The 26,555-nt window shown below is 33.6% G+C and carries 21 protein-coding genes; 4 read left to right on the forward strand and 17 right to left on the reverse strand.

Features of this window, described 5'->3' with window-relative positions:
- Window positions 1–58: 58 nt before the first annotated feature.
- From lldD to lldP, 3 genes are read right to left on the reverse strand one after another with little or no spacing between them, the layout of a single operon-like run.
- Window positions 59–1,210 (reverse strand): FMN-dependent L-lactate dehydrogenase LldD, encoded by a 1,152-nt coding sequence (lldD, locus tag F931_RS17685; RefSeq protein ID WP_002009553.1) that lies wholly within the window; start codon window positions 1,208–1,210, stop codon window positions 59–61.
- Entirely contained in the window at window positions 1,207–1,959 is a 753-nt protein-coding gene (gene lldR, locus F931_RS17690) for a transcriptional regulator LldR (protein ID WP_016142560.1), read from the reverse strand. The genes lldD and lldR overlap by 4 nt, the downstream gene beginning before the upstream one ends.
- Window positions 1,960–1,978: 19 nt before the next feature.
- The gene (gene lldP / locus F931_RS17695) at window positions 1,979–3,646 is read right to left on the reverse strand and encodes an L-lactate permease (RefSeq protein WP_171067925.1); all 1,668 of its coding nucleotides are present in this window, start codon (window positions 3,644–3,646) and stop codon (window positions 1,979–1,981) included.
- A 373-nt stretch (window positions 3,647–4,019) separates the two neighbouring features.
- On the opposite strand from lldP, the gene manB reads away from it, so the two are divergent.
- From manB to F931_RS22640, 3 genes are all read left to right on the forward strand, one after another.
- On the forward strand, window positions 4,020–5,390 hold the full coding sequence (manB, locus tag F931_RS17700) for a phosphohexomutase domain-containing protein (RefSeq protein WP_016142562.1): 1,371 nt from the start codon (window positions 4,020–4,022) through the stop codon (window positions 5,388–5,390).
- 118 nt (window positions 5,391–5,508) lie between these two features.
- Window positions 5,509–7,446: an acyltransferase family protein gene (locus tag F931_RS17705; protein WP_016142563.1), complete on the forward strand. Its 1,938-nt coding sequence runs from the start codon at window positions 5,509–5,511 to the stop codon at window positions 7,444–7,446.
- Window positions 7,447–8,144: 698 nt separating this feature from the next.
- Window positions 8,145–8,297: a hypothetical protein gene (locus F931_RS22640; protein ID WP_016142565.1), complete on the forward strand. Its 153-nt coding sequence runs from the start codon at window positions 8,145–8,147 to the stop codon at window positions 8,295–8,297.
- Between the two features lie 58 nt (window positions 8,298–8,355).
- Here the strand turns inward: F931_RS22640 and F931_RS17710 are convergent, their stop codons facing one another.
- The 14 genes from F931_RS17710 to tviB all read right to left on the reverse strand — a co-directional run bounded on the left by F931_RS17710 (window position 8,356) and on the right by tviB (window position 25,098).
- The gene (locus tag F931_RS17710; RefSeq protein ID WP_016142566.1) at window positions 8,356–9,816 is read right to left on the reverse strand and encodes a phosphoethanolamine transferase; all 1,461 of its coding nucleotides are present in this window, start codon (window positions 9,814–9,816) and stop codon (window positions 8,356–8,358) included.
- A 298-nt stretch (window positions 9,817–10,114) separates the two neighbouring features.
- A complete protein-coding gene (gene galE / locus F931_RS17715; protein ID WP_016142567.1) occupies window positions 10,115–11,137 on the reverse strand; it encodes a UDP-glucose 4-epimerase GalE in 1,023 nt (340 codons plus the stop codon).
- A complete protein-coding gene (gene pgi / locus F931_RS17720) occupies window positions 11,130–12,800 on the reverse strand; it encodes a glucose-6-phosphate isomerase (protein WP_016142568.1) in 1,671 nt (556 codons plus the stop codon). Before pgi ends, galE begins: the two co-directional genes overlap by 8 nt.
- A complete protein-coding gene (gene udg / locus F931_RS17725; protein ID WP_016142569.1) occupies window positions 12,797–14,059 on the reverse strand; it encodes a nucleotide sugar dehydrogenase in 1,263 nt (420 codons plus the stop codon). The genes pgi and udg overlap by 4 nt, the downstream gene beginning before the upstream one ends.
- 117 nt (window positions 14,060–14,176) lie before the next feature.
- Window positions 14,177–15,052, reverse strand: coding sequence for a UTP--glucose-1-phosphate uridylyltransferase GalU (galU, locus tag F931_RS17730; RefSeq protein WP_016142570.1), 876 nt, complete (start codon window positions 15,050–15,052; stop codon window positions 14,177–14,179).
- A gap of 24 nt (window positions 15,053–15,076) precedes the next feature.
- Window positions 15,077–15,697 carry a sugar transferase gene (locus F931_RS17735; RefSeq protein ID WP_025470407.1) on the reverse strand — a complete coding sequence of 207 codons (621 nt, stop codon included), beginning with the start codon at window positions 15,695–15,697 and terminating at the stop codon, window positions 15,077–15,079.
- A gap of 550 nt (window positions 15,698–16,247) precedes the next feature.
- Window positions 16,248–17,420 (reverse strand): nucleotide sugar dehydrogenase, encoded by a 1,173-nt coding sequence (locus F931_RS17740; RefSeq protein WP_016142572.1) that lies wholly within the window; start codon window positions 17,418–17,420, stop codon window positions 16,248–16,250.
- A gap of 22 nt (window positions 17,421–17,442) precedes the next feature.
- Window positions 17,443–18,228 carry a glycosyltransferase family 2 protein gene (locus F931_RS17745; protein WP_016142573.1) on the reverse strand — a complete coding sequence of 262 codons (786 nt, stop codon included), beginning with the start codon at window positions 18,226–18,228 and terminating at the stop codon, window positions 17,443–17,445.
- 12 nt (window positions 18,229–18,240) lie between these two features.
- Window positions 18,241–19,035: a glycosyltransferase family 2 protein gene (locus F931_RS17750; protein WP_016142574.1), complete on the reverse strand. Its 795-nt coding sequence runs from the start codon at window positions 19,033–19,035 to the stop codon at window positions 18,241–18,243.
- Complete coding sequence (locus F931_RS17755) at window positions 19,032–20,318, reverse strand: hypothetical protein (protein WP_016142575.1); 1,287 nt, start codon at window positions 20,316–20,318, stop codon at window positions 19,032–19,034. Before F931_RS17755 ends, F931_RS17750 begins: the two co-directional genes overlap by 4 nt.
- Window positions 20,315–21,328, reverse strand: coding sequence for a glycosyltransferase family 2 protein (locus tag F931_RS17760; protein WP_016142576.1), 1,014 nt, complete (start codon window positions 21,326–21,328; stop codon window positions 20,315–20,317). The genes F931_RS17755 and F931_RS17760 overlap by 4 nt, the downstream gene beginning before the upstream one ends.
- A complete protein-coding gene (locus F931_RS17765; RefSeq protein WP_016142577.1) occupies window positions 21,322–22,287 on the reverse strand; it encodes a polysaccharide pyruvyl transferase family protein in 966 nt (321 codons plus the stop codon). Before F931_RS17765 ends, F931_RS17760 begins: the two co-directional genes overlap by 7 nt.
- Window positions 22,288–22,290: 3 nt before the next feature.
- The gene (locus F931_RS17770) at window positions 22,291–23,808 is read right to left on the reverse strand and encodes a lipopolysaccharide biosynthesis protein (protein ID WP_016142578.1); all 1,518 of its coding nucleotides are present in this window, start codon (window positions 23,806–23,808) and stop codon (window positions 22,291–22,293) included.
- Between the two features lie 15 nt (window positions 23,809–23,823).
- Window positions 23,824–25,098, reverse strand: a complete 1,275-nt coding sequence (tviB, locus tag F931_RS17775) for a Vi polysaccharide biosynthesis UDP-N-acetylglucosamine C-6 dehydrogenase TviB (RefSeq protein WP_016142579.1) — start codon at window positions 25,096–25,098, stop codon at window positions 23,824–23,826.
- 355 nt (window positions 25,099–25,453) lie between these two features.
- On the opposite strand from tviB, the gene wza reads away from it, so the two are divergent.
- Window positions 25,454–26,554: a polysaccharide biosynthesis/export family protein gene (wza, locus tag F931_RS17780; protein ID WP_016142580.1), complete on the forward strand. Its 1,101-nt coding sequence runs from the start codon at window positions 25,454–25,456 to the stop codon at window positions 26,552–26,554.
- Window position 26,555 lies beyond the last annotated feature (1 nt).

Here is a 26,555-nt window from a genome sequence, read left to right on the forward strand (position 1 = left end):
CATTAGCAAATCATCAAATTTTGAGACTGTGCTTACTGCTTCACTTAAAAATTATTTCTTAAAAACCTTGCTTCATTGCCTGTACTAAACAATCCGCATTAATATCCGAAATCGACTTAGCACCCGTAAGCGTCATCGCAACACGCATTTCTTTATCGATCAAATCCAGTAAGTTTGACACCCCTTGCCCCCCTGCTGCTGCCAAGGCATAAACAAATGCACGGCCCAGTAAAACCGTATCGGCACCAAGAGCTAACATACGCACGACATCTAAACCATTACGAATACCTGAGTCAGCCAAAATCGCTAAATCACCTTTAACAGCATCAGCAATTGCAGGCAATGCACGAGCAGATGACATCACACCATCTAACTGACGACCACCGTGATTCGATACCACAATGCCATCCGCACCAAAACGTACAGCATCTTTGGCATCTTCAGGGTCTAAAATGCCTTTAATTACCATTGGGCCATCCCAAAACTCACGAATCCACTCAAGGTCTTTCCATGAAATTGATGGGTCAAAGTTTGAGCCTAACCAACCAATATAGTCTTCAAGCCCAGTCGGTTTACCTAAATATTTAGAGATATTGCCCAAGTCATGTGGACGCCCCATTAAGCCGACATTCCATGACCAATGCGGATGGAACACGGACTGCATATAACGACGCATCGCTGCATTTGGTCCACTCATACCGGAATGAGCATCACGGTAACGCGCCCCTGGCACAGGCATATCTACAGTAAACACCAGTGTTGAACAGCCTGCCGCTTTTGCACGCTCCAAAGCATTACGCATAAAACCACGGTCACGTAATACATAAAGCTGAAACCACATAGGACGGTTAATTGCAGGTGCAACTTCTTCAATCGGACAAACAGAAACCGTTGAAAGCGTAAATGGAATGCCCTTTTTATCGGCTGCCATCGCGGCCTGCACTTCACCACGACGCGCATACATACCTGTTAAACCAACTGGTGCCAACGCAACCGGCATCGACAAGGTTTCGTTAAACAGTTTTGTCTCTAAACTTAACGCTGACATGTCATTGAGCACACGTTGACGCAATGCAATTTCTGACAAATCTTGTACGTTACGCTTTAAGGTATATTCCGAATACGCTCCACCATCAATGTAATGAAATAAGAATGGAGGTAAGCGACGCTGTGCCGCAGCACGATAATCATTGCCAGAAGAAATAATCATTTTGAATCAACTCTATTTAAACGATTTGCACGTTTCTGGCGAGCTTCGTCTTCATCCAGAGAACGCACATGATTAATCACAAATTCAATATGACCGCAGACAGCTTGGCGTGCGGCCTCGGGATCTTTACGATCAATAGCATCCATCACCTGAAAATGCTGCTCACTGAGCAAGTCACCATTTACGGGGTCGTTATAAACTTTCTTACGCCCTAACAAGACGTTGTATTGCAGCAAATCGAACAAACTACGCATCATTTGAATCAGCACAATATTGTGAGAGGCTTCAGCAATCGCCAAGTGAAACTCAGCATCCGCCACCGCAGCCTGTGCTGAGTCACCCGCATTTTGGTGACGACTAATTTCATCAAAATAATGATGAATTTTGGCGCGATCTTCAGGCGTTGAGCGCAATGCGGCATACCATGCCGTGCCACCTTCAAGTAATAATCGCGCCTCTTGCACATCAAAACGGTATAGCGGATCTTCTTCAATCAAGTTACTAATTGGGTTCACAATCAGTTGCTGGGGCCACTGTTCAGGTAACTGCTGAATATAAGTCCCATCGCCACGGCGGCTACTGAGCACACCTTGACTATTAAGCTGCTGAATCGCTTCACGCAAAGACGGACGAGAAACTCCTAAGCTTGTTGCAAGCTGGCGTTCGGCAGGCAAACGGTCACCTTTTTTCATGTGCCGCTCTTCAATTAATGCCTGCAATTTCATGACCACTTGATCGGAGATTCTCATCGCGTTTCCTTCACTGGAGTTATGGAATCATCCACGGAACCAGATAAGCCTGAACCGTAATAATGATGCCAACAAAGACAGTGAATATGATGCTATGTTTTACCGTGAAACGGAACAAGTCAGATTCTTTTCCAACTAACCCTACCGCTGCACAAGCGATCGCAATCGACTGTGGAGAAATCATCTTACCCGTTACACCACCGCTGGTATTCGCAGCGACCAATAACACTTCTGGAATACCAATTTGCTGAGCCGTAGTCGCCTGTAATGCCGAGAACAAAGCATTTGAAGATGTATCTGAACCTGTAAGAAACACACCCAGCCAACCCAAAAACGGCGAGAAGAAAGTAAATGCATGACCCGTATGCGATAGAGCCAAAGCTAAAGTTGCAGATAAACCTGAATAATTCGCAATAAAAGCAAACGCCAACACCATACCAATCGAGTAAATCGGTGTTTTCAACTCATTGAGTGTTTCACCAAAAGTCGTTACTGCTTCACTTGCTTTCATTTTCAAGAAAATAGCAGTGATGATTGCGGCAATAAAAATTGCAGTACCTGTTGCAGAGAACCAGTCAAACTTATAAATCGCTTCGTATGGCTTCATCTCTGCCACAATTGGCGGCATTTTTTCGACCAATTTATGTAAATACGGCACTTCAAGTTTAAAAATCCAGTGCTCAAGAGCACCATCTTTTGCAAATAAAGCTTTAAATGGTTTAACACTCCAGATGGTGACCATCACTGTTAAGATGGCAAATGGAGACCATGCCTTCACAATTTTGCCGATGCTATAACGTTGAACCGTAGTAGGTTGCTGAGTCAAAGTTTGACCTGCTTCAGGTTCAAAACGGAAAATATGTTTGGGTTTCCAAACACGGAACAGTAAAGTTAAGCTCACCAATGACGCAATTGCTGCGGTAATGTCTGGTAACTCAGGACCAATGAAGTTAGAAGTGAGATACTGAGCAATCGCAAACGAACCACCACCGACAACTACCGCAGGCCAAGTTTCCTTAACACCACGCCAACCGTCCATAATCGCCATAATCCAGAACAGCACGATAAGCGTTAAAAACGGCAACTGACGACCCACCATCTGGCTAATTTCCATGGTGTCTACACCAGAAACCTGTCCTGCCACAATAATTGGAATACCCATTGCACCGAATGCCACTGGTGCTGTATTTACGATCAAACATAAACCAGCAGCATAAAGTGGTTTAAAGCCTAAACCAACAAGGAGTGCAGCGGTAATTGCCACAGGAGCACCAAAGCCAGCCGCCCCTTCTAAGAAAGTACCAAATGCAAAACCAACCAATAACATTTGCAGACGTTGGTCTTCAGTAATTGACAAAATGCTTGAACGAATAACGTCAAATTGTCCTGTTTTTACCGAAATTTTGTATAAAAAAACTGCCCCAATAATGATCCATGAAATTGGCCAGAGACCATAGAAGAAACCATAAATAATGGATGCAAAGGCCATTTGACCTGGCATTTGATAGAAAAAGAGCGCGATCAATAATGCAATAATAACTGTGCCCGTACCCGCAATACTGCCTTTTAAACGAAAAACAGCCAATGCCAAAAAGAAGAAAATAATCGGGATTAATGCAACCGCACTGGACAGCCAAATATTATTTAAAGGGTCATAAAGTTGTTGCCACATATTGAGCATTGTCATCTCCTTGAAATGCCGGGGCGAATTTTTGTACCTTAAATCTTTAAACATTTAACACAATTGGTATTACCAATTAAAATTTAAGTGCAAATGTTATTCCTTAAACCACAGACCGCATCATAAACACAGCTATTTGCAAGATCAACCATTAAATAATTATCACAATTGGTATGACCAATACTATTAAGTAAAATCAAGCTATTTCGAACTTATGGATTTTTTTATTAGACTAAAGTCGTAAAAATATTTTTTATAAATTTAGATTGAGTCTATAGAAATGAGGTGAAAAATTTGAATATAAAAACTATAAACATACCTGTTTCATGATCTATGTATAATGTGCACACAACTCAAACCACATGTATTGAATTGAATAATGACTACTTTAACGTGTTTTAAAGCTTATGATATCCGAGGCAAACTCGGCACCGAATTGAATGAAGAAATCGCCTATAAAATTGGCCGCGCTTACGGACAAATCTATAAACCAAAGACTGTTGTTGTAGGTTGTGATATTCGTCTAAGCAGTGAGGATTTAAAACAAGCGACCATCCGCGGTTTAAATGATGCGGGTGTCAATGTGCTTGACTTAGGCATGACGGGTACTGAAGAAGTTTACTTCGCCGCTTTCCATTTAGATGTACAAGGCGGTATTGAAGTTACTGCTAGTCATAACCCAATGGACTATAACGGTATGAAATTGGTTCGAGAAAATGCTCGTCCAATTAGTGCAGATACAGGTCTAAAAGAAATTCAGGCTTTAGCAGAAACTAATAATTTTGAAGAAGTTAGCCAAAAAGGTACAACGCAAAGTTATAATATTTTGCCCGAGTTCGTTGATCATTTAATTACCTATATCGAGCCTGCAAAAATCCGCCCCCTTAAATTGGTGGTAAACGCAGGTAATGGGGCTGCGGGTCACGTGATTGATGCCATTGAAGAAAAATTTAAAGCGCTTAACGTACCGGTTGAATTTATTAAAATTCACCATGAAGCAGATGGTACGTTCCCAAATGGAATTCCCAACCCAATTTTAATTGAAAACCGCGACAGTACTCAAAATGCTGTACTTGAGCATAACGCCGATATGGGAATTGCATGGGATGGCGATTTTGACCGCTGTTTCTTGTTTGATGAAAAAGGTCAATTCATTGAAGGCTACTATATTGTTGGTCTATTGGCTCAAGCTTTCTTGATTAAACAGGCAGGCGAAAAAATTGTTCATGACCCACGTTTAGTGTGGAACACATTTGATATTGTAGATGAATACAAAGGTGTTGCTGTACAGTCAAAATCTGGTCATGCATTCATTAAAGATGTCATGCGTGAACACAATGCTGTATATGGCGGTGAAATGAGTGCCCATCACTATTTCCGTGACTTTGCTTACTGCGACAGCGGTATGATTCCGTGGTTACTCACCGTTGCCCTAATCTCTGAAACAGGACAATCTCTTTCAACCCTAGTTGAAAATATGATTACCAAGTTTCCTTGCAGTGGTGAAATCAACTTTAAAGTGGCTGATACACAAATCACTATTCAAAAGATTTTCGATTTCTATGCTGATCAAAATCCACAAATTGATCGTACCGATGGTGTAAGCCTCGACTTTGGTGCATGGCGCTTTAATGTGCGTGCCTCAAATACTGAGCCTTTACTACGTCTCAACATTGAAAGCCGTGCCGATCGCCAAGCTCAGCCAATGCAACATTATGTAGATGAGTTAACTGGGCTGATTCAAGGTTAATTCTGTTATAGCAGCTTAGAAATATTTATAGTTCCCTTAATTAATTATACTATTTACTAACTAAGGGAACTGAAATATGAGTTTATATAAAAATTCAAAAAGGCAATGAAAAATTTTTATGAACAATAGTTTTCGATATGACATAAATGGTCTAAGAGCATATGCTGTTATATTAGTAGTTCTATTCCATTTCGGAATTTTAGGTTTTTCTGGTGGTTTTATTGGTGTAGATATATTTTTTGTTATTTCAGGTTTCTTAATGACAAAAATTATTGTTTCAGGAATAGAGAAAAATGCCTTCAATATCCTAAAATTTTATCTTTCTAGAGCCCATCGAATTATTCCTGCTTTAGTAGTTCTATGTCTATTTATTACATTAATAGGATGGTTTACCTTAACACCTCAAGAACTAAAGGAATATTCAAAACATGTAATTTCTAGTTTAAGTTTTATATCTAATATACAATATTTCAGAGAAGCTGGTTATTTTGATGCTGCTTCACATGAAAAACTTCTTTTACATACTTGGTCATTATCTGTAGAATGGCAATTTTATATTATTTTACCTTTACTGTTAGTACTTTTAAATAGATTATCTAAATCATCAAATATATTAAAAATATTTTTTATTCTTTTATTTATAGTTTCTTTTACATTATCTATTATTATTTCTAAATCAAATCCATCTGCAGCATTCTATCTTCTTCCAACTCGTGCATGGGAAATGATGGCTGGTGGTTTAATATTTTTATTATTTCGACACTTGACACTTAATAATTTAACAAAAAAAATTATTGAATGGACAGGATTTATACTTATAGCAATATCATTGACTGTTTTCACAGGAGCAACTTTATGGCCCAGTTATAATGCTTTCTTACCTGTTCTAGGAACATTCTTAATTTTACTCGCAAACAATAACAATTCTATATTTACTAATAATAAGATTTGTCAATTTTTAGGGGATTCATCTTATTCTATATATTTATGGCATTGGCCACTTGTATTTTATTTATCTTATTTTGAAAAAGAAACTAGCCTAATAATTACAATTTTTGCTATTTTTATATCGATCATATTAGGTTGGTTATCTTATAGTTTTATCGAAAAACCATCTAGACAATGGCTGTCTCAAAAAAAATTATACTCTGGATATTTAATTACATTTACATATCTATTTATATTTATTAGTATTTTCTCATTTTTTTATCTTAAAAATGGTTTGATTAATCGATTTCCTGAAAATATACAAATATTGATAAAAAAGAGTAATGATAAAAATCCTCTTTTTTCTAAATGTCAAATAGGTTCAGGTACAAATGTGCCAGAATGTAAATATGGCACTGGAGATATAAAACTAATTGTTATTGGTGATAGCCATGCTGAAGCGATGATCCCTGCTATTCAAAAAGCCCTGCCACCAGAGTCAGCTCTAATAGACTGGACTTATTCAGGCTGCCCAACGGTAGAAAATTTAAAGAAAATTAATAACACTGATTTTAAATGTGGAGAAGTTATTTCAAAATTTACAAAGAAAATCAAAAAATATCCTCATACTCCTATTTTAATTATTAATCGAATAAATGTTTTATTTCATGGGGCAAAAGATGGTGATAGTGATATTTCACATCCAATAAGATATATAAGTAAGCCATTTAAAACATATAATGCTGAATATGAGAAAACAATGAAAGAGGCTTATATAAATACACTATGTAAATTTTCGGAAAACAATGAAGTTTATGTTACAAGACCTACACCTGAATTTCCTTTGAATATCCCTAAAGTATTAATACATAGAGAAATTATAAAATCATATGCTCCTCTAACAATTACTAGAAAAGCACATCTTGCACGTAGTCAACTCGCATGGGAAGCACAGGATGAAGCTTCAAAAAAATGTGGTATCAAGATATTAAACACAACGAATTTCTTTTGCGATCAAGAACTTTGTTATTCTGAGAAAAATGGATTGTCATTATATTTTGATGATGATCATCTAAATATCTATGGAGCATCCCAACTAACTCCTTTATTTAAAGAGATTTTTAAATAAAAACTAGATAAAGAATTCAATACACTACACTATTGGAGTTTTTATGAAGCGATATATAATAATTAGTATTTTCAATATTCAGCTATAGTCTAGAGGTTTATCAATAATGGATGAAACTGTTAAATTAATTAGTGATAATAAGAAATTCAAAAATTACTTGGCAACGAATAAAATAAAATTCATTCGAGTTATTTATCATGAAAAATTCCCAACCCATGGAAGACTAGATTCTCAAAAATAAAAATGCTTATATTTCTAGAAAACACCCATATATACCTATATCTTTTGATATTGAAATAGGTAATAAGTTTAAACCTCAAACTGTTTTACCTACTGTTAGTCAAACACTAGATCTTTATCATCAATATGAAGATGCTGCACCAGTTGGAGTCTTTGCTGTACTACCACAAACGGTTTTTGGTTCAAAGTCCATGGATCAGATGAATAAGAAAAAATATCTTAAATTAAATCAAGAATATAAAGAAATTTCTCAAAAATTCAATTTTCTGAGTTCTGTTATATATAACAACTGATTTAGAGACTTTGAAGAGTGGAAGAAACGTACTAATCACCAATTAAGTGAAAGTAAAAAGTATGCAAGTAAATATAATTTAAAAATTATTCCTTATTTTTTAAGCGCATACCCAGATAAAGATTTTTAAAAAAATCATATTACATATCTATTAACTGAACAAGAAATGAAGCAAAGTTTAGTTTATATTAATTCAAAGAATGTAGATGGTATTATAATTGGGGATTTAAATATTGGAATATTAGGTAATGGTAAAAAACCAATATTTAATATTAATAAAGGTGCGACAAAAGCAATTATAAATTTTGCTAATAAATAAAGATTAGACCAGTAGCAATACAATTCCTATTGGCTCTAAATTTTCAGCCCAATTTTAATCAATATATAATCTCATTTTTTAACATTTTATAATTTATCATAGTTTTACCATTAAAAACTTTAATCTCTTTTTTATCATATTTATATGGAAAAACAAATGGAATTTCATTACTCCTAATACCAACAACCCATTGAAATATTGATAAAAAATCAAATGCACTCACAGGATAATCAATCAAAGTTTTATCTTTCTTATCACTCGTAAAAATAAAGAAAGGAATATTATAGTTCTGTTTAGTGTTATTTGCATGTCTAATTGGATTAATATTTTTATCTATAGTAAGACCATGATCTGAAAAGTAAAAGATAGCATAAGATTGCTGTGTACTTTCTAAAATTTGATTAGTCTCTTTTAAAAAAGTATCTAATTTTGATAAAGAGGCTAAGTAACAATCTACTGATTTACTCATATGCGTATGAATTTTTATTGGATACCCTTGTAAACGCATGCAAGTATTTGGATGAGATCCCATCATATGCATAAAAATTACTTTATCATTTCTCCTCTTAGTCGCTCTTTTTAAATATTTTAATAATTCAAAATCATCAATATTTTCAGAATTATACTCCCCTTTCTTTAGAAAGATTTTATTCTGTGCTTGAGCACCAATTATACTTACAGGGGTATCATATTTTCCAATATAGCCTTGATTTGATAACCAAAAGGTCTCATATCCGCTTTTTTTAACTAAGGCAACTATATTGTTATTCATCTGTATATTTTCACCATCACTTATAGCCAAGGTTCTTGGTAAAGAAATCGCCGTATTGGGTGCAGTTGAAATATATTGATTAAAAAAATATCCTGTAGCTTTTTCCTTAAGCCAAGGTGTGGTATTTAAAGGATAGCCATTTACTGACATATACTCCCGAGATACACTTTCTCCAATTATAACGATAATATTTTTATATTTTTTATGAGCTTCTATTATATGAAAATTATCAAACCGCTTAGACTGATCAAGAATCAATACCATATCAGCTCTAGCTTTTTTAAAGAAGTTCAAAGCATCGCTCAAAAATCTTATTGGCGGTGAATAAAATAAAATTATTATAAATATAAGAAAATAAATAACTCTTATATTTTTTGGTTTACTTTTTTTATAAAAGTAAACCAAAAAATATAACGTAACTCCTATTAGAAAAAAAGCAATTAATCCTATATTGCCTATAAATTCCCATGTTTCAGAGAAATCCGTTTGCATTGCTGATATCACATAACCAGCACTTAATGCACCAAAATTGAGACCGATTGGTAAATATAAACTTAAAGAAGAAAATAAAATAGCCAAACAATTTAAGCTAAATTTATTTTTCCCAGCAAAAAAAATCAATAAAAAATTTATACAGAAATAGTAAAATTCACGATATCCTAGAAAGTAAGAAAAACTATATGCTAGAAAAGTAATAGATAAATAATATATTAACTTTTCTCTATTAGAGTTAGTGTAAAAACGCATATATACTCATCATTAAAAAATGCAATATCAGCGTTTAATAGATGATATTGCATTTATAAAAAATTACTAAATAAATCGTGAGAAACGACTAAAGGAACAAAACCCCACAATGTAAAAAATTTTGCTTTCTTTTTTAATTATACTATAGTAATGAAAAATTGTCATATTCCAATAAATATTACTTAATTTTACAAAAAATTTATACAACTAACTTTGCCTTGTTTAATCTTTGTTCTACTAATTGCAACCACTTTATCATAAATAAATTTTCTCATTCAATTAAAACTTATAAATTTACTTAAGCTTCTTTATATCCATTAGGATTCTGCTTCTGCCAGTTCCAACTATCAGCAAGCATATCCTCTAAACCATATTGCGGCTGCCAACCTAGCTCAGCAACTGCGCGAGCGTTATCGGCAAAAGATGTTGCTACATCGCCTGCTCGACGTGGTGCAAACTCAAAAGCAACAGGCACACCGTTAACTTGCTCAAATGTATTTTTAACTTGTAAAACTGATGAACCATTACCTGTGCCAATATTCCATGCACGGCAACCTGTCGCTTCTAATCGATTATTTAGAGCACATAAATGTGCATTCGCTAAATCGACGACATGGATATAGTCACGTACCCCAGTCCCATCTACAGTATTGTAGTCGTTACCATAAATAGACAGCTTCTCACGGCGCCCCACAGCAACTTGAGTCACATAAGGCATTAAATTATTTGGAATACCTTGCGGGTCTTCACCAATACGGCCACTCTTATGGGCACCAACTGGGTTAAAATAGCGTAGTAAAGCTATCGACCATTTAGAATTTGAATTTGACAGTTTTTGTAGCAATTGCTCAACAATCAGTTTAGTATAGCCATAGTTATTACTTGGCATACCTGTTGGCATATCTTCATTTAATGGAGATATATTGGCCTCGTCATATACTGTAGCAGAAGAGCTAAACACAAGCGTATAGACACCTGCTTTTTCCATCGACTTAACGAGTTGAATACTACCAGCAATATTATTATCAAAATAAATCAGCGGTTTTTCCTGACTTTCACCTACTGCCTTTAAACCTGCAAAGTGGATTACAGCATCAATTGAATGATCTTGAAACACACTATCAAGTTCATTTGCATTACGAATATCCCCCTGAACAAAAGCTAAACTCTTTTGTGTGATATCTTGGACTCTCTTTAACGACTCTTCAGAACTGTTTGATAGATTGTCAAAAACAATAACTTCATGACCAGCCTGTAAAAGCTCTACACAGGTGTGTGAACCAATATAACCAGCACCACCAGTAACTAGGATTTTAGCCATCTACTTTTCCTAATAATATTTTAATTAATCCACGTGTTGAGGCATCTAATGATGAAAGATCATTTTGAACCCCATTTAAAATAGGTAATAGTTGATCAGCAATCTGTTTACCTTTTTCGACGCCCCATTGATCAAACGGGTTAATATTCCAAATTACAGACTGCACAAAAACTTTATGCTCATATAAAGCAATTAACATTCCCAAACTATATGGATTCAACTCTTTCAATAATAGGGTTGAACTCGGTTGGTTACCTTCATATTGCTTGTAAATCGGCAGTTTTTCTAATTCAGTTGAGTCTAAAGCGTCATTACCAAAGGCCAATAATCTTGATTGGGCCAAACAATTCGATAATGCAAGATGATGCTGCTCGACTAAAGCCTCTGCATTTTCAACATAGGTAAAATGGTCAGCGTTATAGCGTTGGACTGGCGCAATAAAGTCACAGCTTACTGCTTGAGTTCCTTGGTGTAATAACTGATAGAAGGCATGTTGAGCATTTGGTCCAACGTCACCCCATACAATTGGGCATGTATCGAGTTCGACTTTTTGACCGTCACGTTGTACCGATTTACCATTAGATTCCATTTCAAGCTGTTGTAAATAAGCAGCGAAATACTTTAATCGACCATCATAAGGTAATACTGCATGAGTTTGGATATTTAAAAAATTATTATTCCAAACGCCTAACAATCCCATTAAAACAGGAATATTTTGCTCATAACTTGTATTTTGAAAATGTTCATCTACTGCATGAGCACCAGCTAAGAGTTGCTGAAAACCTTCAACCCCGATACTCAACGCAATAGGTAAACCAATGCATGACCACAATGAGTAACGGCCACCTACCCAGTCCCAAAGCAGTAATTGATTTTCTGGGGCAATCCCCCATTCAGTCATTTTATCTGCTTTTGTTGATACTCCAACAAAATGGCTTTTTAAAACTCGGGCATGTGTTCCCAAAGTTTTTTCAAGCCACTGACGTACGGTTTGGGCATTTGATAAAGTATCAATCGTTCCAAAAGATTTTGAAGAAATAATAAATAGTGTCGTTTCTGGACGAAGTTGGTGGAGCAACTCCGACAACTGACTACCATCCATAGTTGATACAAAGTGAACATTTAAAGGTTTAGCCGTTTTCACTTTAAAATCTGACAACGCATGGGTGACCATTTGTGGCCCTAAATCAGAACCACCCACACCGATGTTCACAACATCTTGAATCACTTCACCGGTTGCACCGCGATATTGACCAGCATGAATCTTTTCCACTAAGGCATACATACGTTGTAACTGGCTATGGACTTGAGCCGTTAACTCTGGAAACTTCGAATAGTCAACTGGCAAGCGTAGTGCCCAATGCATTGCTGCACGTTGCTCCGTACAATTTACTTTGTCTTGTGAAAAAAGACGCTCTATCCATTGATTTAATTGTTTAGTTTTCGCAAGAGCAGTCAATTGTTCCAAAATGTCTTTAGTAACACGATGCTTACTATAATCAAAAACTAACGGATCAAATTTTATAGAATATTGTTGAAAGCGATCCGGTTCTGAAGCGAACAATTCTTTTATATGTAACTTTGAATTTTTCTCACCCATTAACTGTAACTTTAGTAAAGGTGAAACCAACTCTTTAGGAAATTTTTCGATAGATTTACTCATAAACGACCTACTCCTTCATAAGCAAAGCCCTTAGCCTTTACATATGCTGGGTCATAAATATTACGCCCATCCAAAATTAAAGGATGTTGCATCAATTGTTGTAACTGCTTAAAGTCAGGACTCCAGTACTGTTTCCATGCGGTAACCAAACATAAGGCATGTGAGCCTCGAGCCGCCTCATATTGATCAGTACACAGTACTAAATCCTTACGGTCACCATATGTAGCGGCAATTTCATCTAATGCTTGAGGATCATGCAAACGTACTGTTACACCTTGCGCCCACAATGCAGCTAATAAAATATGAATTGGCGAGTTATGTATGCTTGAGGTATTTTCTTTGAAGGATGCACCCCAAATAGCCACGGTTTTACCATTCAAATTACAATGATAATAATTCCACAGCTTACGGAATAAAATTTCTTTTTGTTGTTCGTTAATCGCCCATACCTGCTCTAACAGTCGACTTTTCGCCCCAGTTTCAGAAACAGTACTTGAAAGTGTTAAAATATCATGCGAAAAGTTTTCACCACCAAAACCGACTCCAGCAGACAAGTAAGCCGCACCAATACGTGTATCAGCAGCAATACCATGCTTCACATTAGCAATATCAATACCGAGTTTCTCCGCCACCATAGCTAAGTCATTCATATAACTAATGCGGGTCGCCAACATGCCAGAAATACTAAGTTTGGTAAACTCAGCGTCCAAGATCGGCATAAATAAGTATTGATAACTAAAGCGGAAAAATGGGCGTAACAGCTCTTGCATTGTATCCCGTGCATGATTGGACTCAACACCAACAATGACATGCTTTACATTTAATACGCTGTTAATGGCATTTCCTTCTTGAATTACATCAGGAAAATAAACCCACTCGTCTTTTGGTAAATATTGTTTCAACTGATCAGTTCCATGTAAACCAAACGTAGAACCATTTACCATTAATCTAGGATGAACAATAGGCCGTTGGCTTAACTTCTCAACCGTATTTAAAGCAAGTTGAATTTGTGTAGGGCTAAAACAGAATAAATAAACCTCAACATCAAGAGGAATAGCAGAAAAAGGACTTTCTTGTAGAAAACCCGATCTTCTTTGCTTATTTAAATAATTATTAACTTCTTGATCTTGATAGGAAAGTACAGAAATATTTTCTTCGCAGGTGACACTTGTGCACCAATAAATCTGATTGCCATATTCAGCCAGTAATGCTGCCATTACACCAGCGTGTAAGGTGGTTCCAAACACTGCGATTTTCATTGCACACCTGATTTTTTAATATTCTATAGACATCTCTTCCCGTTAAGGGAAGAGAATATATTGATTGTTTATTATATTCAGCAGTTTTTACAAATACTTAAGTAGAACTACACAATACTACAACTTAAGCTCTTGAATTAACTGTTTAAATTCTGACCCTAATTTAGGATGTTGAATTCCATAATGTAATACAGCTTTTAAATAACCCACCTTACTACCGCAGTCAAAAGTTTGGCCCTGCATACGATAGGCTTCAACAGTATCTGTTTCTTGTAACATCGCAATCGCATCTGTTAACTGAATTTCATTACCCGCACCTTTTGGCGTATTTTCTAAAAGGTGCATAATTTTTGCGGGTAATATATAGCGACCAACTACAGAAAGATTTGAAGGTGCAGAACCAACCGCAGGTTTTTCGACAATACCTTGCATAGCAACGCTTTCACCTTCATTAGGACTATGGTCTACATCTACAATACCATATTGATCAACAAGGTTATCAGGTACAGCTTCTACCATAATTTGTGCGGCTTGCACGGCATCATAACGTGCAATCATACGGGTTAAATCATTTCGGCCCGAGTCATCTTTTACCAACACATCTGGTAATAACACTGCAAAATCATCTTGACCAACAATACTCTTTGCACATAAAACCGCATGTCCTAAACCTAAAGGCTGAGGTTGTCTGACACTTACAACACTCACATGGGGCGGAACAATTTGGGTAATTTCTGCAAGCAAATCAAACTTCTTTTTTTGCTCTAACGTAGTTTCTAGTTCAAAGTTTCGATCAAAATAATTTTCAATCGATGCTTTTGAAGAATGAGTTACCAAAATAATTTGCTCAATTCCCGCTTCAACCGCCTCACGTACCACATACTCAATGGCTGGGCGGTCAACAACGGTTACCATTTCCTTCGGAATTGACTTGCTTGCTGGTAAAAAACGCGTGCCTAATCCGGCTACTGGTAAAACTGCTTTTTTGATCATAATAAAGATTTCAAGATATAAAATTTACTTTACAGAAGAATCCACATTTTCTGGAGCATCATTACCCTTAAATAAAGATGGTCCAACATGTCCTGGCGCGTTAATGCCTTCACGTTTTGTCATTACCTTGACTGTTTTAAACATAATTTTAAAGTCAACCCAAACATTGTGATTGTCGACATACCATACATCACACTTAAATCGTTCTTCATAATCTAGTTCATTACGGCCACTTACCTGAGCAAGGCCTGTCATTCCTGGACGCACTTCTAAACGGCGCGCTTGCTCTGGTGAATATAATGCAACAAAGTCTTTAAGCATTGGACGAGGTCCAACTACACTCATATCACCTTTTAGTACATTAATAAGCTGGGGCATTTCATCTAAGCTTGTAGAACGTAATTTCTGACCAAATGGGGTAATACGTGCCTCATCTGGTAATGGATTCCCTTCCGCATCAAAAGCATCCTTCATAGAACGGAACTTAATCATTTTAAATAATTTTCCGTCCTTTCCAGGTCTTTCTTGGTAAAAGAATATGGGTGAACCTAAATTTTTACGGACCTTATATGCAACAATCAGAAATATTGGCGACAGTACGGTTAAAGCTATCAAAGAAATGACAATGTCTACTAGACGCTTCATATTTTCATTCACTCTCTTCTCAATCTTTCCTAGGAAAGCATATATAAACATGAAAGTAATATAGATTACACATTATTAACTTCGACTTAAGAAATAACGAAGCTGAATCAAAGATAAGACACAACATTATAATATTGTATTAACGCGCCCATTTCAAACTTTGTAACCTTAATTAATAAAATTACAATAAAAAACAAATATACAATATTTATTATTTAAATTTTAAATATTGTAGTTGAATTTTTATATAAAAATCACAATAATTCAATAGCATATAAAAATCACTTGTAATTAAAAATCAGACAAAAGTCTTATATTCAGCAATTATTAATTATGTACATTCAGTATTCAACATTAAATATAAATATAGCCACCTACGTACATAGAAATTATTGCACATTTATTCTAGAAAAAGTACAACTCACAATTACAACTAGACCTTTAAAAAAATACATCTAACTAATAAAAAATATATAGAACTGTGTAATAGAATTCAAAATTCGAATTACACAGGCTTATTTATACTCTAGTTTAAATTATTAATATATAATTAATTATCATTAAAAATATCACGCGTATAAACTTTATCTAAAACGTCCAATAAATCATCGTCAAGGCGGTTAGAGATAATAATATCACACTGTTTTTTGAAAATATTAATATTGTTCTCTATAGAACACCCATTAAATATATTTTCATTTAAAGTAGGCTCATATATAATAACATTAACTTTATTTTTCAACAAATTATCTATAATAGTTTGTACTGCAGAAGAACGAAAATTATCAGATCCTTGTTTCATGATAAGTCGATAGACGCCAACTGTTTTAACATCTCTAGAAAGTAGACTCTGCACAATAAACTCTTTACGTGTATTATTAGCTTTCACAATTGCTTTAATAATATCATTGGGTATATCAGTATAGTTAGCTAATAATTGTTTAGTATCCTTTGGCAAGCAATAACCGCCATAACCGAAAGAAGGATTATTATAGTAGTTACCAATACGAGGATCTAAGCATACTCCCTCTATAATTTGTTTAGCATCTAGACTCTTAATTTCTGCATATGTATCTAGCTCGTTAAAAAATGCAACCCTCATAGCGAGATATGTATTTGCAAATAATTTTACCGCCTCAGCTTCTGTTGAATTAGTTAATAAAATAGGAATATCCCTTTTTATTGCACCTTGTTGTAATAAATATGCAAACTCTTGAGCTCTTTCAGATTGTTCTCCAACAATAATTCGTGATGGATATAAATTATCGTGTAAAGCTTTACCTTCCCGAAGGAATTCTGGAGAAAAAACTATATTATTAGTATTATATTTAGCGCGCATAGTATTAACAAATCCAACTGGAACAGTAGATTTAACAATAATAAGTGCTTCTTTATTAATTTCTAAAATACTCTCAACAACCGATTCAACCGATGAGGTATTAAAATAATTTTTAACCTCATCATAATCAGTAGGCGTAGCAATAATGATAACTTTAGATTGTCTATAAGCTGATTTATAATCCAATGTTGCTTGAAGATTTAACTTTTTATTCTTAAGATATTCTATAATTTCTCTATCATGAATCGGGGATTTTTTTTCATTTACCAAGTTTACACGCTCTATATTATTATCTATCGCAAACACCTGATTATGCTGAGCCAAAAGTATTGCATTAGAGAGCCCAACATAGCCCAAACCTACCACAGATATTGTTGTAGACATAATCATCCTACCTTATACATCATTAAATTTTTAATAAATCAGCTACTTTTGGAAATTTGCTGCGAATAATACCCTTTACCGCATAATGAAAAAAATAATAGCAACTTTTTAATAATGACAGTTTTTCAATATGTCTATATAACTGCCAATTATATTGGGCTGCTTTAAATTTATTCGCAGATATTGAATCTGATCGCACAGTGTAACTTGCAAGATCTTCTTGCAATCCATAAGCGAAAGATTCTTGCCTAAGAATCTTCAACCATAAAGCAAAATCTTGACGCTTACGGATAAGAGGGAATTCTACCTTTCCTAATTTATGCACATCATACATTGCAGTTAAGCAACCAATAATACAGGTTTTTAATAATTGATGGTAATTCACTTTATTAGGAATATACATATTTCCTATATTTTCATCTAATTCATTTACTTTATGATAAGCTGTATATGTAAAAGCATAATCATTTGCCAACATGAAATGAACTTGTTTTTCTAATTTTCGCTCATTCCAACTATCATCACTATCTAAAAAAGCAATAAAACGTCCTTGAGCATATTGAATGCCTGTATTACGAGCAACAGCTGCACCAGAATTCTTCTGAAGTTGAATAAGCTTAATACGCGCATCTTTATTCACATAAGATTGTATCAGGCTAATTGAATTATCAGTTGAACAATCATCAACTATCAACATCTCCCAATTAGTATAGGTTTGTAACAAAACTGAATTTATAGTTTTTTCAATAAATTTAGCAGAGTTATAAGATGGTGTAATGATTGAAACTTTTACTTCCAATAAACTCATAGATTTAACTCATCACTTAATATTTAACCAGAATCTTTTCAAAGCAGCCATTAATCTAGTAAGATACAAAATTAGATTATATTTAAAAGGATTTTTAAAGTAAATCATACTAAAACAAAGCATAATATTTAATGTTAATAAAAGACTATCTCCTATAGATATTTTTTTTCTAGAGGATGAATTAACTCTAAGACGACGATAATAAATAACACCAACATCTGAAGATATAATATTTTTAATATTTTTTGATAGTTCAAACATAAAAACAGAATCTTCACTATTTTTTAACTTTTCATTAAATCTTACATTTTCAATCAAAGAAAACGGAATTAATTTACAACAAGCATTTGATAAATACCGCCTATGCTTTATAATATTTTTAGAACTAAAGTGATTTTGAAATGTCAAATAATCATCAATCGAATCAGTTACTTTATCATAGAAATTTTTCGTATTTGAAACTATAAGGCTTTTTCCATCGACCAAATCGCTTAATTTCTCTAAGTAATTTTCAGAAAAAATATCATCATCATCCAAAAAACAAACATAATCTACTTCTAAACCACAATTGTTTAAAGCGATATTTCTTGCATGAGAAACTCCAGATATATCTGTATATATTAATAAAAAATTAAAATCAAAGCTATCTAACCATTTTAATATTAATGAATAATATGGTTCTTTAGGACCATTTAAGATTATAACAACTCTAAATTTAGAAAAAGAGAGTTTTTGTTTATTTAGAGAACTTAAACACTCATAAAAATATTCTTGAGGCTTATACGTAGGTATAATAATTTCTATCATTTCAATCTCTCCACACCTTTTTGCTTCCAGACAAAAGACTTAAAGTAGATAAAAAACAATATAAGAAAAAGTATTTTATTATAAGAAATAGCCAACAAAATAACTTCGCCCTTGTAATGCAACATGAAAGAAAAAACTGCCATAAAAATTATAAAGATAAGATATTTTTTATCATGTACTTTCATTAGAGTTTTTATTAGAAATAATATAAAGAATAGATATAATATAGAGGAAATAAAAATACCATAAAATAACGCATAACGCATATATCCAGCATCAGTACTCATATAATATGATTGCCCATCCATATATCGACCATCACCAATAAAAATCTGGTGTTCGGTCAAAGGAAAATACATATCTATTAGAATATCAGTAGAGCCTGTTGCGAAACTTCCATAATATATATAATTTAATATAGGCTCCATACTATAGGAATAAAAATAACTTAATGTTTCATTTTCAATAGATGCCTGATTAATATTTATCAGAAATAATAAAGAAAACAACAAAGCTACTACTGATAAAATTAATGTGAATAACGCTCTAAAATTTTTAAAATTTACTGCAAGATATAAAAATCCAAAAATAATACCAAGAATTGCTGTTCTACCCGCACTAATGGATGCAATAACCCCAATAGCCAATAAAAATGTAAATAGCTTTAAATTAATAAATTTATTTTTGTATGAGAAAAAAACTAAAAAAATCAATAATCCCATTGATATAGCAAAACCAAATGCTGCACTATCAGCTATACCCAATCCTCTCGCACCATCATAACTATCTTTTAATCGTTCACCTATATCACCACTTCTTGTATAACTCATAACTAGTTGTGCAAAGTCTGAATTTATTAACATACAAACAACTAAGACTGCCTGTAACATAAAAACATTTAACAACAGTTTAAAAAATTCCTTATCATCAAATTTATCTGATAAAGCAAGTTTTCTGGCTAAAATATAGGTAGCCAGCATTGAAACTATAAAATTAAGTTTTGTTGGAATAATAGAAAAATCGTATGTACCTAGAACTACAGGAACAATTAAGCAAATCAAAAAGTCGAAAAATAAAAAAATAAAAAAATAAAAAATATCCTTTGGTAGCTTTAAAAAATATTGTTTAAGATTTAATAAGCCATAGGATATTAATAACACAGATAATATTTGTGCAATTGAGCCTACTGGTGTTTGCATTCCAAAAATAAAGAAGAAGACAAATAAAACCAAGCCCAAATAGTTAATAATTGATAGGAATCTCATATTTTGCAAAAAAATCATCTAATAATCCTTTCCTTCAAAATATGAAAGAAGCCATATAAAAAAAGCCTCTTATTGACACTTTTCAAGAAAATACTTTTTTTACTTCCCTTAAACTTTATAAATATTAAAGAAAAATAAACTTTACTTAACGTAATAGAGAGATCCTTTCTAGATATATTTTTAGAAACCAACTTACTGATAATAAAATTAAAAAAATTATTAATAGATATTAAATCATATTCTGCGAAGCTGAGCATCTTCATTCGATCTAAATTACTGAGATAAAATAGCAAGTCCAACTCATTATCTTTTAAAATAATTCCATATGCCTCTCTAATATAGCTCCTTTGAATCTCACCTAACACTAGCTTTCTTTTAGTCAAATCAGAATTTCCAATAACTGTTTGACTATTGGGGGTTAATCTATAATAAAGTAATTTTTCTTGTAAATTATAAGCCTTCCCATATTTTAACAATTGGCTCCAGAATTTATAATCTTCCGCATATTTATACTCAATATCGAAATTAAGCATTTTTTCTTTAATAATAGAATTTCTCATCATTATTGATGGGTGAATAAATGGACTATTAAATAACATTTTTAAACGAATTAACTCATCACTTTCAGGAACTCTAAAAATATTATTATTTATATTATTGTTTGAATAAAAACGATATGCAGCAGTCCCACATATTACATAATCATTATTATTTTCTAGAAAGTTAATCTGCTTTTCAAAACGATCTGGGTAGCAAATATCATCGGCATCCATGCGAGCAATATATTTACCCTTTGCTAAATTAATCCCTTTATTTAACGTACCAATTAAACCTAAATTTTTCTCATTCTTCACATAAACAATACGACTATCACTATACGATAAAATAATTTCTTCTGTTTTATCCACTGAACCATCATTAAGAACAATGAGCTCAAAATCACTAAATGTTTGCGCTAAAACACTATCAATTGCGTCTTTTAGATATAATTCGGCATTATATGCAGGAAGTACGACACTAACTAGCATGATTCCACCTTAATATTGGTACTACCTTTTAACCAAGCTTCATAAAACCCTCGATTCTTACCATAAGAATTATCAAGTAAAATAATTTTTTTATCTAATAGCAAAGACAGAATACAACCATGCAAGCGTGTTGTATAAATTACATCAAAATTATTGATAAATTGGATACCTGTATTAATCAATTGAGTACGAACTGTATTCATTGCAAAATTATTAATATATCGAATAAGAATAGGATATTGTTTATTTCTCTCTCCTTGTGATAATTTTCGATTTATAGCGAATAAAAATTTCAAGTAATTACAATATATTGGAGTTTTTTCAAAAGTTGGCCAATCTGACTGTAAATTTACTTGATCTCTATATTTTTTATCTACAGGGACAGCTTCTACGTCTATACGACTCATCAATAACTTTTTACCTGTAGATTGAGATTCAACCAGTCTTTCATCCTTAATACAAAAAGCCATATCAGGTAAAAATAGAACTTTACCTTTATCCAAATATTGACAAGCCAAATTATAAGAAGACTGATCACGAACACATAAATATAGATTTTCATGTTGAGCAAAATACTGAAAATCTTCTTTTTCAACAATCTTATCTTTAAAAAAAATAGTCTGTGGTAATATAATTATTTTATTATTAGGGTATTTTTCAACTACATCTTTTCTAAATTTCTGACTTGAGCCATATATATCGCCAAAATTCCCTCCCCCATGTAATAATATAACTGTTTCTGCTGATAAAGTATCTAATGAAGCAGTTACTGAATTTCCATAATTCATCATTTTATATGGTTTATCTGATAAAAAATCTAAAGTTCCTTGCCAAATTAAAGTATCTCCAATATTTATATGATAAGGCAAATCCCAATAAACATAATTACTATCAATTAAAGGTGATAGTGTAGATTCAATAATAGACTGTAGGTGTCTCTTTAAATCTTTTGCATTCATTATTTAAACCTTTCTTAAAACCTTAGATACAAAAGTAAAAATTATTTTATGTTCATTTCGATTGAGCAACACAGGAAAAGCTACAATGCTCAATAAAAACATTATAAATAATATATTTAGTATAATATCCATAATACTTAAGCTCTTATAAGACATATATACCCAAATAATAGGTGTCATTACAACCAACAGCAAACATATCCTTAAAATTAATTGCTTGAAATATTCAAAAAGATTCAAACATTTCAGAGAGTGGACACTATGTACTCTATAGATATAAGCTAAGACCGCAGTGAATATTTTTGCAATAAAAGCCAGCATCGGCTGTTTCCACACCATAAAACTCATGTAAGCAATCGGTAAATTTAGAATTAAAATACATGAGATTATCATTTGGTAACGTCGAATATCACCAGATGCTTGAACAGTCAACCACAAAGGGGCTGAAAGTACTTCAAATAGTATTACAACTAAAGTTAAGCGTGTAAACAATCCTGCATACTCTGGCACACGCCCTAACCATAATTGCAAAATTTGATCAGAAAAAGTAAATAATGGTACAGCAAGCAGTAGATATAGAAAAATAGAAAATTTAGAGAAAAAAACAATTAATTTTTTCAACTTATCAAAGTCTTCTTGTGCATAAGTTTTCATCAAATATGGGCTATAGGCCGTCTGAAAACTGCTTACAAATTGATAGACAGCTGTATAGATTTGTTGAGCAACAGCATTAGCAGCATTAACAAGAACTCCAAAAAACTTATTTAAAGTAATTGATAAACCTTGCTGTGAAAATAATACTGCACTACTTCCAAATAAAGTCCATCCTGAAAACGACAATATTTCATGATAATAATTTTTTTCAATCTTTCTTATGATTCTAGGCATATTAATTTTTCTATAACACAGAATTACATGCATTATAGTAATTATTAAAGTTATAGAGCTTAAAATACAACCATAAATAATTAAAGTAGAGTAACCGATTGAAATATAACTTAAAAGAAAAATGCCCAAAAATTTCAATACTGAATCAAGAATTGAAATTGATGCATATACCCCCATCTTTTCATTTGAAATTAATAATGCAATAAATGGCAGTCTAAAAATCATGAATACCAAATTTATAACACATAGATGAAAGAAGCCAACTGCATCACTAATACGGTCAGTCGGTATGTTTAAGTGACTAACGATAGTATGAGAAAATCCCCCACCAAGCACTAATACTAAAAAACTGATAAATGAGAAAATTTGTAAAGATACACTGTAAATACCAGATTGTTTTACCTGATCGCCAGATGTAATATTATAAAAACGTTGTAATGTAGTTGCCATAGAACCACTAAGGATATTGAAGAGGATAACCACTCCAAAAATCAGATCGTAGATTCCATACCCCTCAAAACCTAGTGTCTTCAATAAAAGACGAGTAGAGAAAAGCGTTAAGAACATTACAAAGAACATTCTTAAAAACATATAAAGTGTATTTTTTACAACTACTGCAGCTTCTTTTTTCAAATTTAACCTTTCGAATCAAAGTCGAATAGAGGACTCATTTTGACTTAAAACATATTTCAAATCATAGAGTACATGTTTTTCTTTGCCTAACGCATGGAACTCTTGCGCACTCATAGATTTAAACTGATCATGTGCTACGGCAATGACGATCGCATCATACAAGCCCTGATATAGTTCTTTAATAGGCGCTAAGCCATATTCGTGTTGTACTTCTGTATCATCGACCCATGGATCATAAATATCTAAATCTAAATCATATTCTTTCAGAGCTTTAATAAAGTCCACAATTTTTGTATTACGAATATCTGGACAGTTTTCTTTAAAACTCAAGCCCATTACTAAAATACGTGCTCCAACAACTTGTATACGCTGCTTAACCATTTCTTTAATGAGCTGGGTTGCCACATGTTCACCCATACGGTCATTCAGGCGACGAGCTGCTAAAATAATTTCCGGATGCAATCCAATAGATTGGGCTTTATGTGTTAAATAGTACGGGTCTACACCAATACAGTGCCCACCTACCAAGCCTGGACGAAATGGTAAAAAGTTCCACTTCGTTCCCGCTGCTCTAAGTACTTCTTCTGTATCAATACCTAATTTATTAAAAATAAGAGCCAACTCATTAATAAGAGCAATATTGACATCACGCTGCGTGTTTTCAATCACTTTAGCTGCTTCTGCTACTTTTATATTTGATGCTTTATATGTACCCGCTTCAATAATAAGCTTATAAACTTCATCAACATAATCAGCAACTTCGGGAGTTGAACCAGAAGTAATTTTCAAAATATTAGTAACTCGATGTAACTTATCGCCAGGGTTAATTCGTTCGGGACTATAGCCTGCAAAAAAGTCGTGATTAAATTTCAATCCTGAAACTTTTTCTAAAATAGGGATACATACTTCTTCTGTCGCGCCTGGATATACGGTAGATTCATAAACCACTACATCTCCTTTTTTAAGTACTTGACCAATGCTAGTTGAAGCTTTAATTAAAGGAGTTAAATCTGGTTGTTTAAAATGATCAATAGGGGTTGGTACGGTAACAATAAAAAAATTAAAGTTTTTTAATTCATTTAAGTCCGCGGTATAACTTAATTTTTTCGCTTGTTGTAATTCTTGTGTAGACACTTCCAAGGTATGATCTTTACCGCTTTTGAGCTCATCAATACGTTTTTGATAAATATCAAAACCAACAACGGGTACTTTTTTCCCAAACTCAACTGCCAATGGCAAGCCTACATAGCCCAACCCAATAATTGCTATTTTTAAATTGGCAATTTGCATATAAATGAGCCTTTTTCCTTAGAGTTTATATCTAATAAATCATGCTTTTGGCACTGACAATGCAGCGTACTATATCAGATTTTTAGTTCTCCCCGTACATCAATTGTATAAATGTGTTTACAGCATTGATAAGTAGAACTGATTAGTTTAGTTAAAATAGTACATTTTTAATATTTATGGTAAATGACTATAGCTTAGATGCCCCTATCGGATAAACTAAACATACAAACCACTACGATTTTTCGGTGTTTTTTCATTTCTTTTCAGCTAGAATCTGTTCATCCTGCGTTTAATAGACACTTGTTAGTATGCAGTGGACAATATCAATTAAAGATAAATACACAAAGGGTTGCGTGTGAAGTATTGCCAGTTTTTTTCTGTTCTTGCCTTAAGTTTGAGTGCCGCCAGCTGTGCAGTCACTTCTGGTTTACAAACTTATGATATTCCCAATGAGGGCGTTTATAGAACCGACCTTGGAACTACAGTTAATGTTGTTAAAATTTCTCAAGAAACACTTCCAGCAATACAACCTGCCCAAGTCGATTACCAACGCGACTATGCAAGCTTATTTAAAAATCAGCAATCTATTTACCGTCTGAGTCCTGGAGATGTTCTATCTATTCAACTTTGGGCCTATCCTGAAATTACACCACCTGTAAATAACATTAGTAGTGAACAATCTATTCAGGCCAATGGTTATCCTATTGACCAAAGTGGTTATCTTCAATTTCCATTGGTAGGTCGTTATAAAGCTGCCGGTAAGTCACTTGCTCAAGTTAACCGTGAGCTTCACAAGCAACTTTCTCGTTTCTTAAAAAACCCTGATGTAGTTGTCCGCGTATTGTCTTATGAGGGTCAACGCTTCTCTGTGCAAGGAAGTGTTCTCAAAGGTGGTCAGTTTTATTTAAGTGATCAACCTGTCAGTATTTATACTGCATTAGGTCTTGCGGGAGGAGTAAGTGAAAAAGGTGACAGCACCTACATTCAACTTATTCGTAATGGTCGTACCTATAACCTAAATACAATCGAATTAGAAAAATCAGGTTATTCATTACATAAACTTTTGGTTCAACCCAATGATACGATTTATGTGAGCACACGCGAAAATCAGAAAATTTATGTCATGGGTGAGTCAGGTAAAAACCAAGCGTTACCTATGCGTGATCAGGGCATGACCCTAACGGACGCGCTAGGTGAAAGTTTAGGGATTAACCCAAACTCGGCAAGTGCAAGCCGTATTTATGTAGTGCGCACTAACCCAAATGATCATACAACAGAAATTTATCATTTAAATTTAATGAGTATTGGTGACTTTGGTTTAGCCAATCAGTTTAGACTACGTAGTAATGATATTGTCTATGTTGATGCGACTGGCTTGACTCGCTGGCAGCGTGTAATTAACCAGATTATTCCTTTCTCAAATGCTTTATATAATATAGACCGCTTGGGCCAATAAT

Source organism: Acinetobacter pittii ANC 4050, from assembly GCF_000399685.1.
GTDB lineage: Bacteria > Pseudomonadota > Gammaproteobacteria > Pseudomonadales > Moraxellaceae > Acinetobacter > Acinetobacter pittii_E.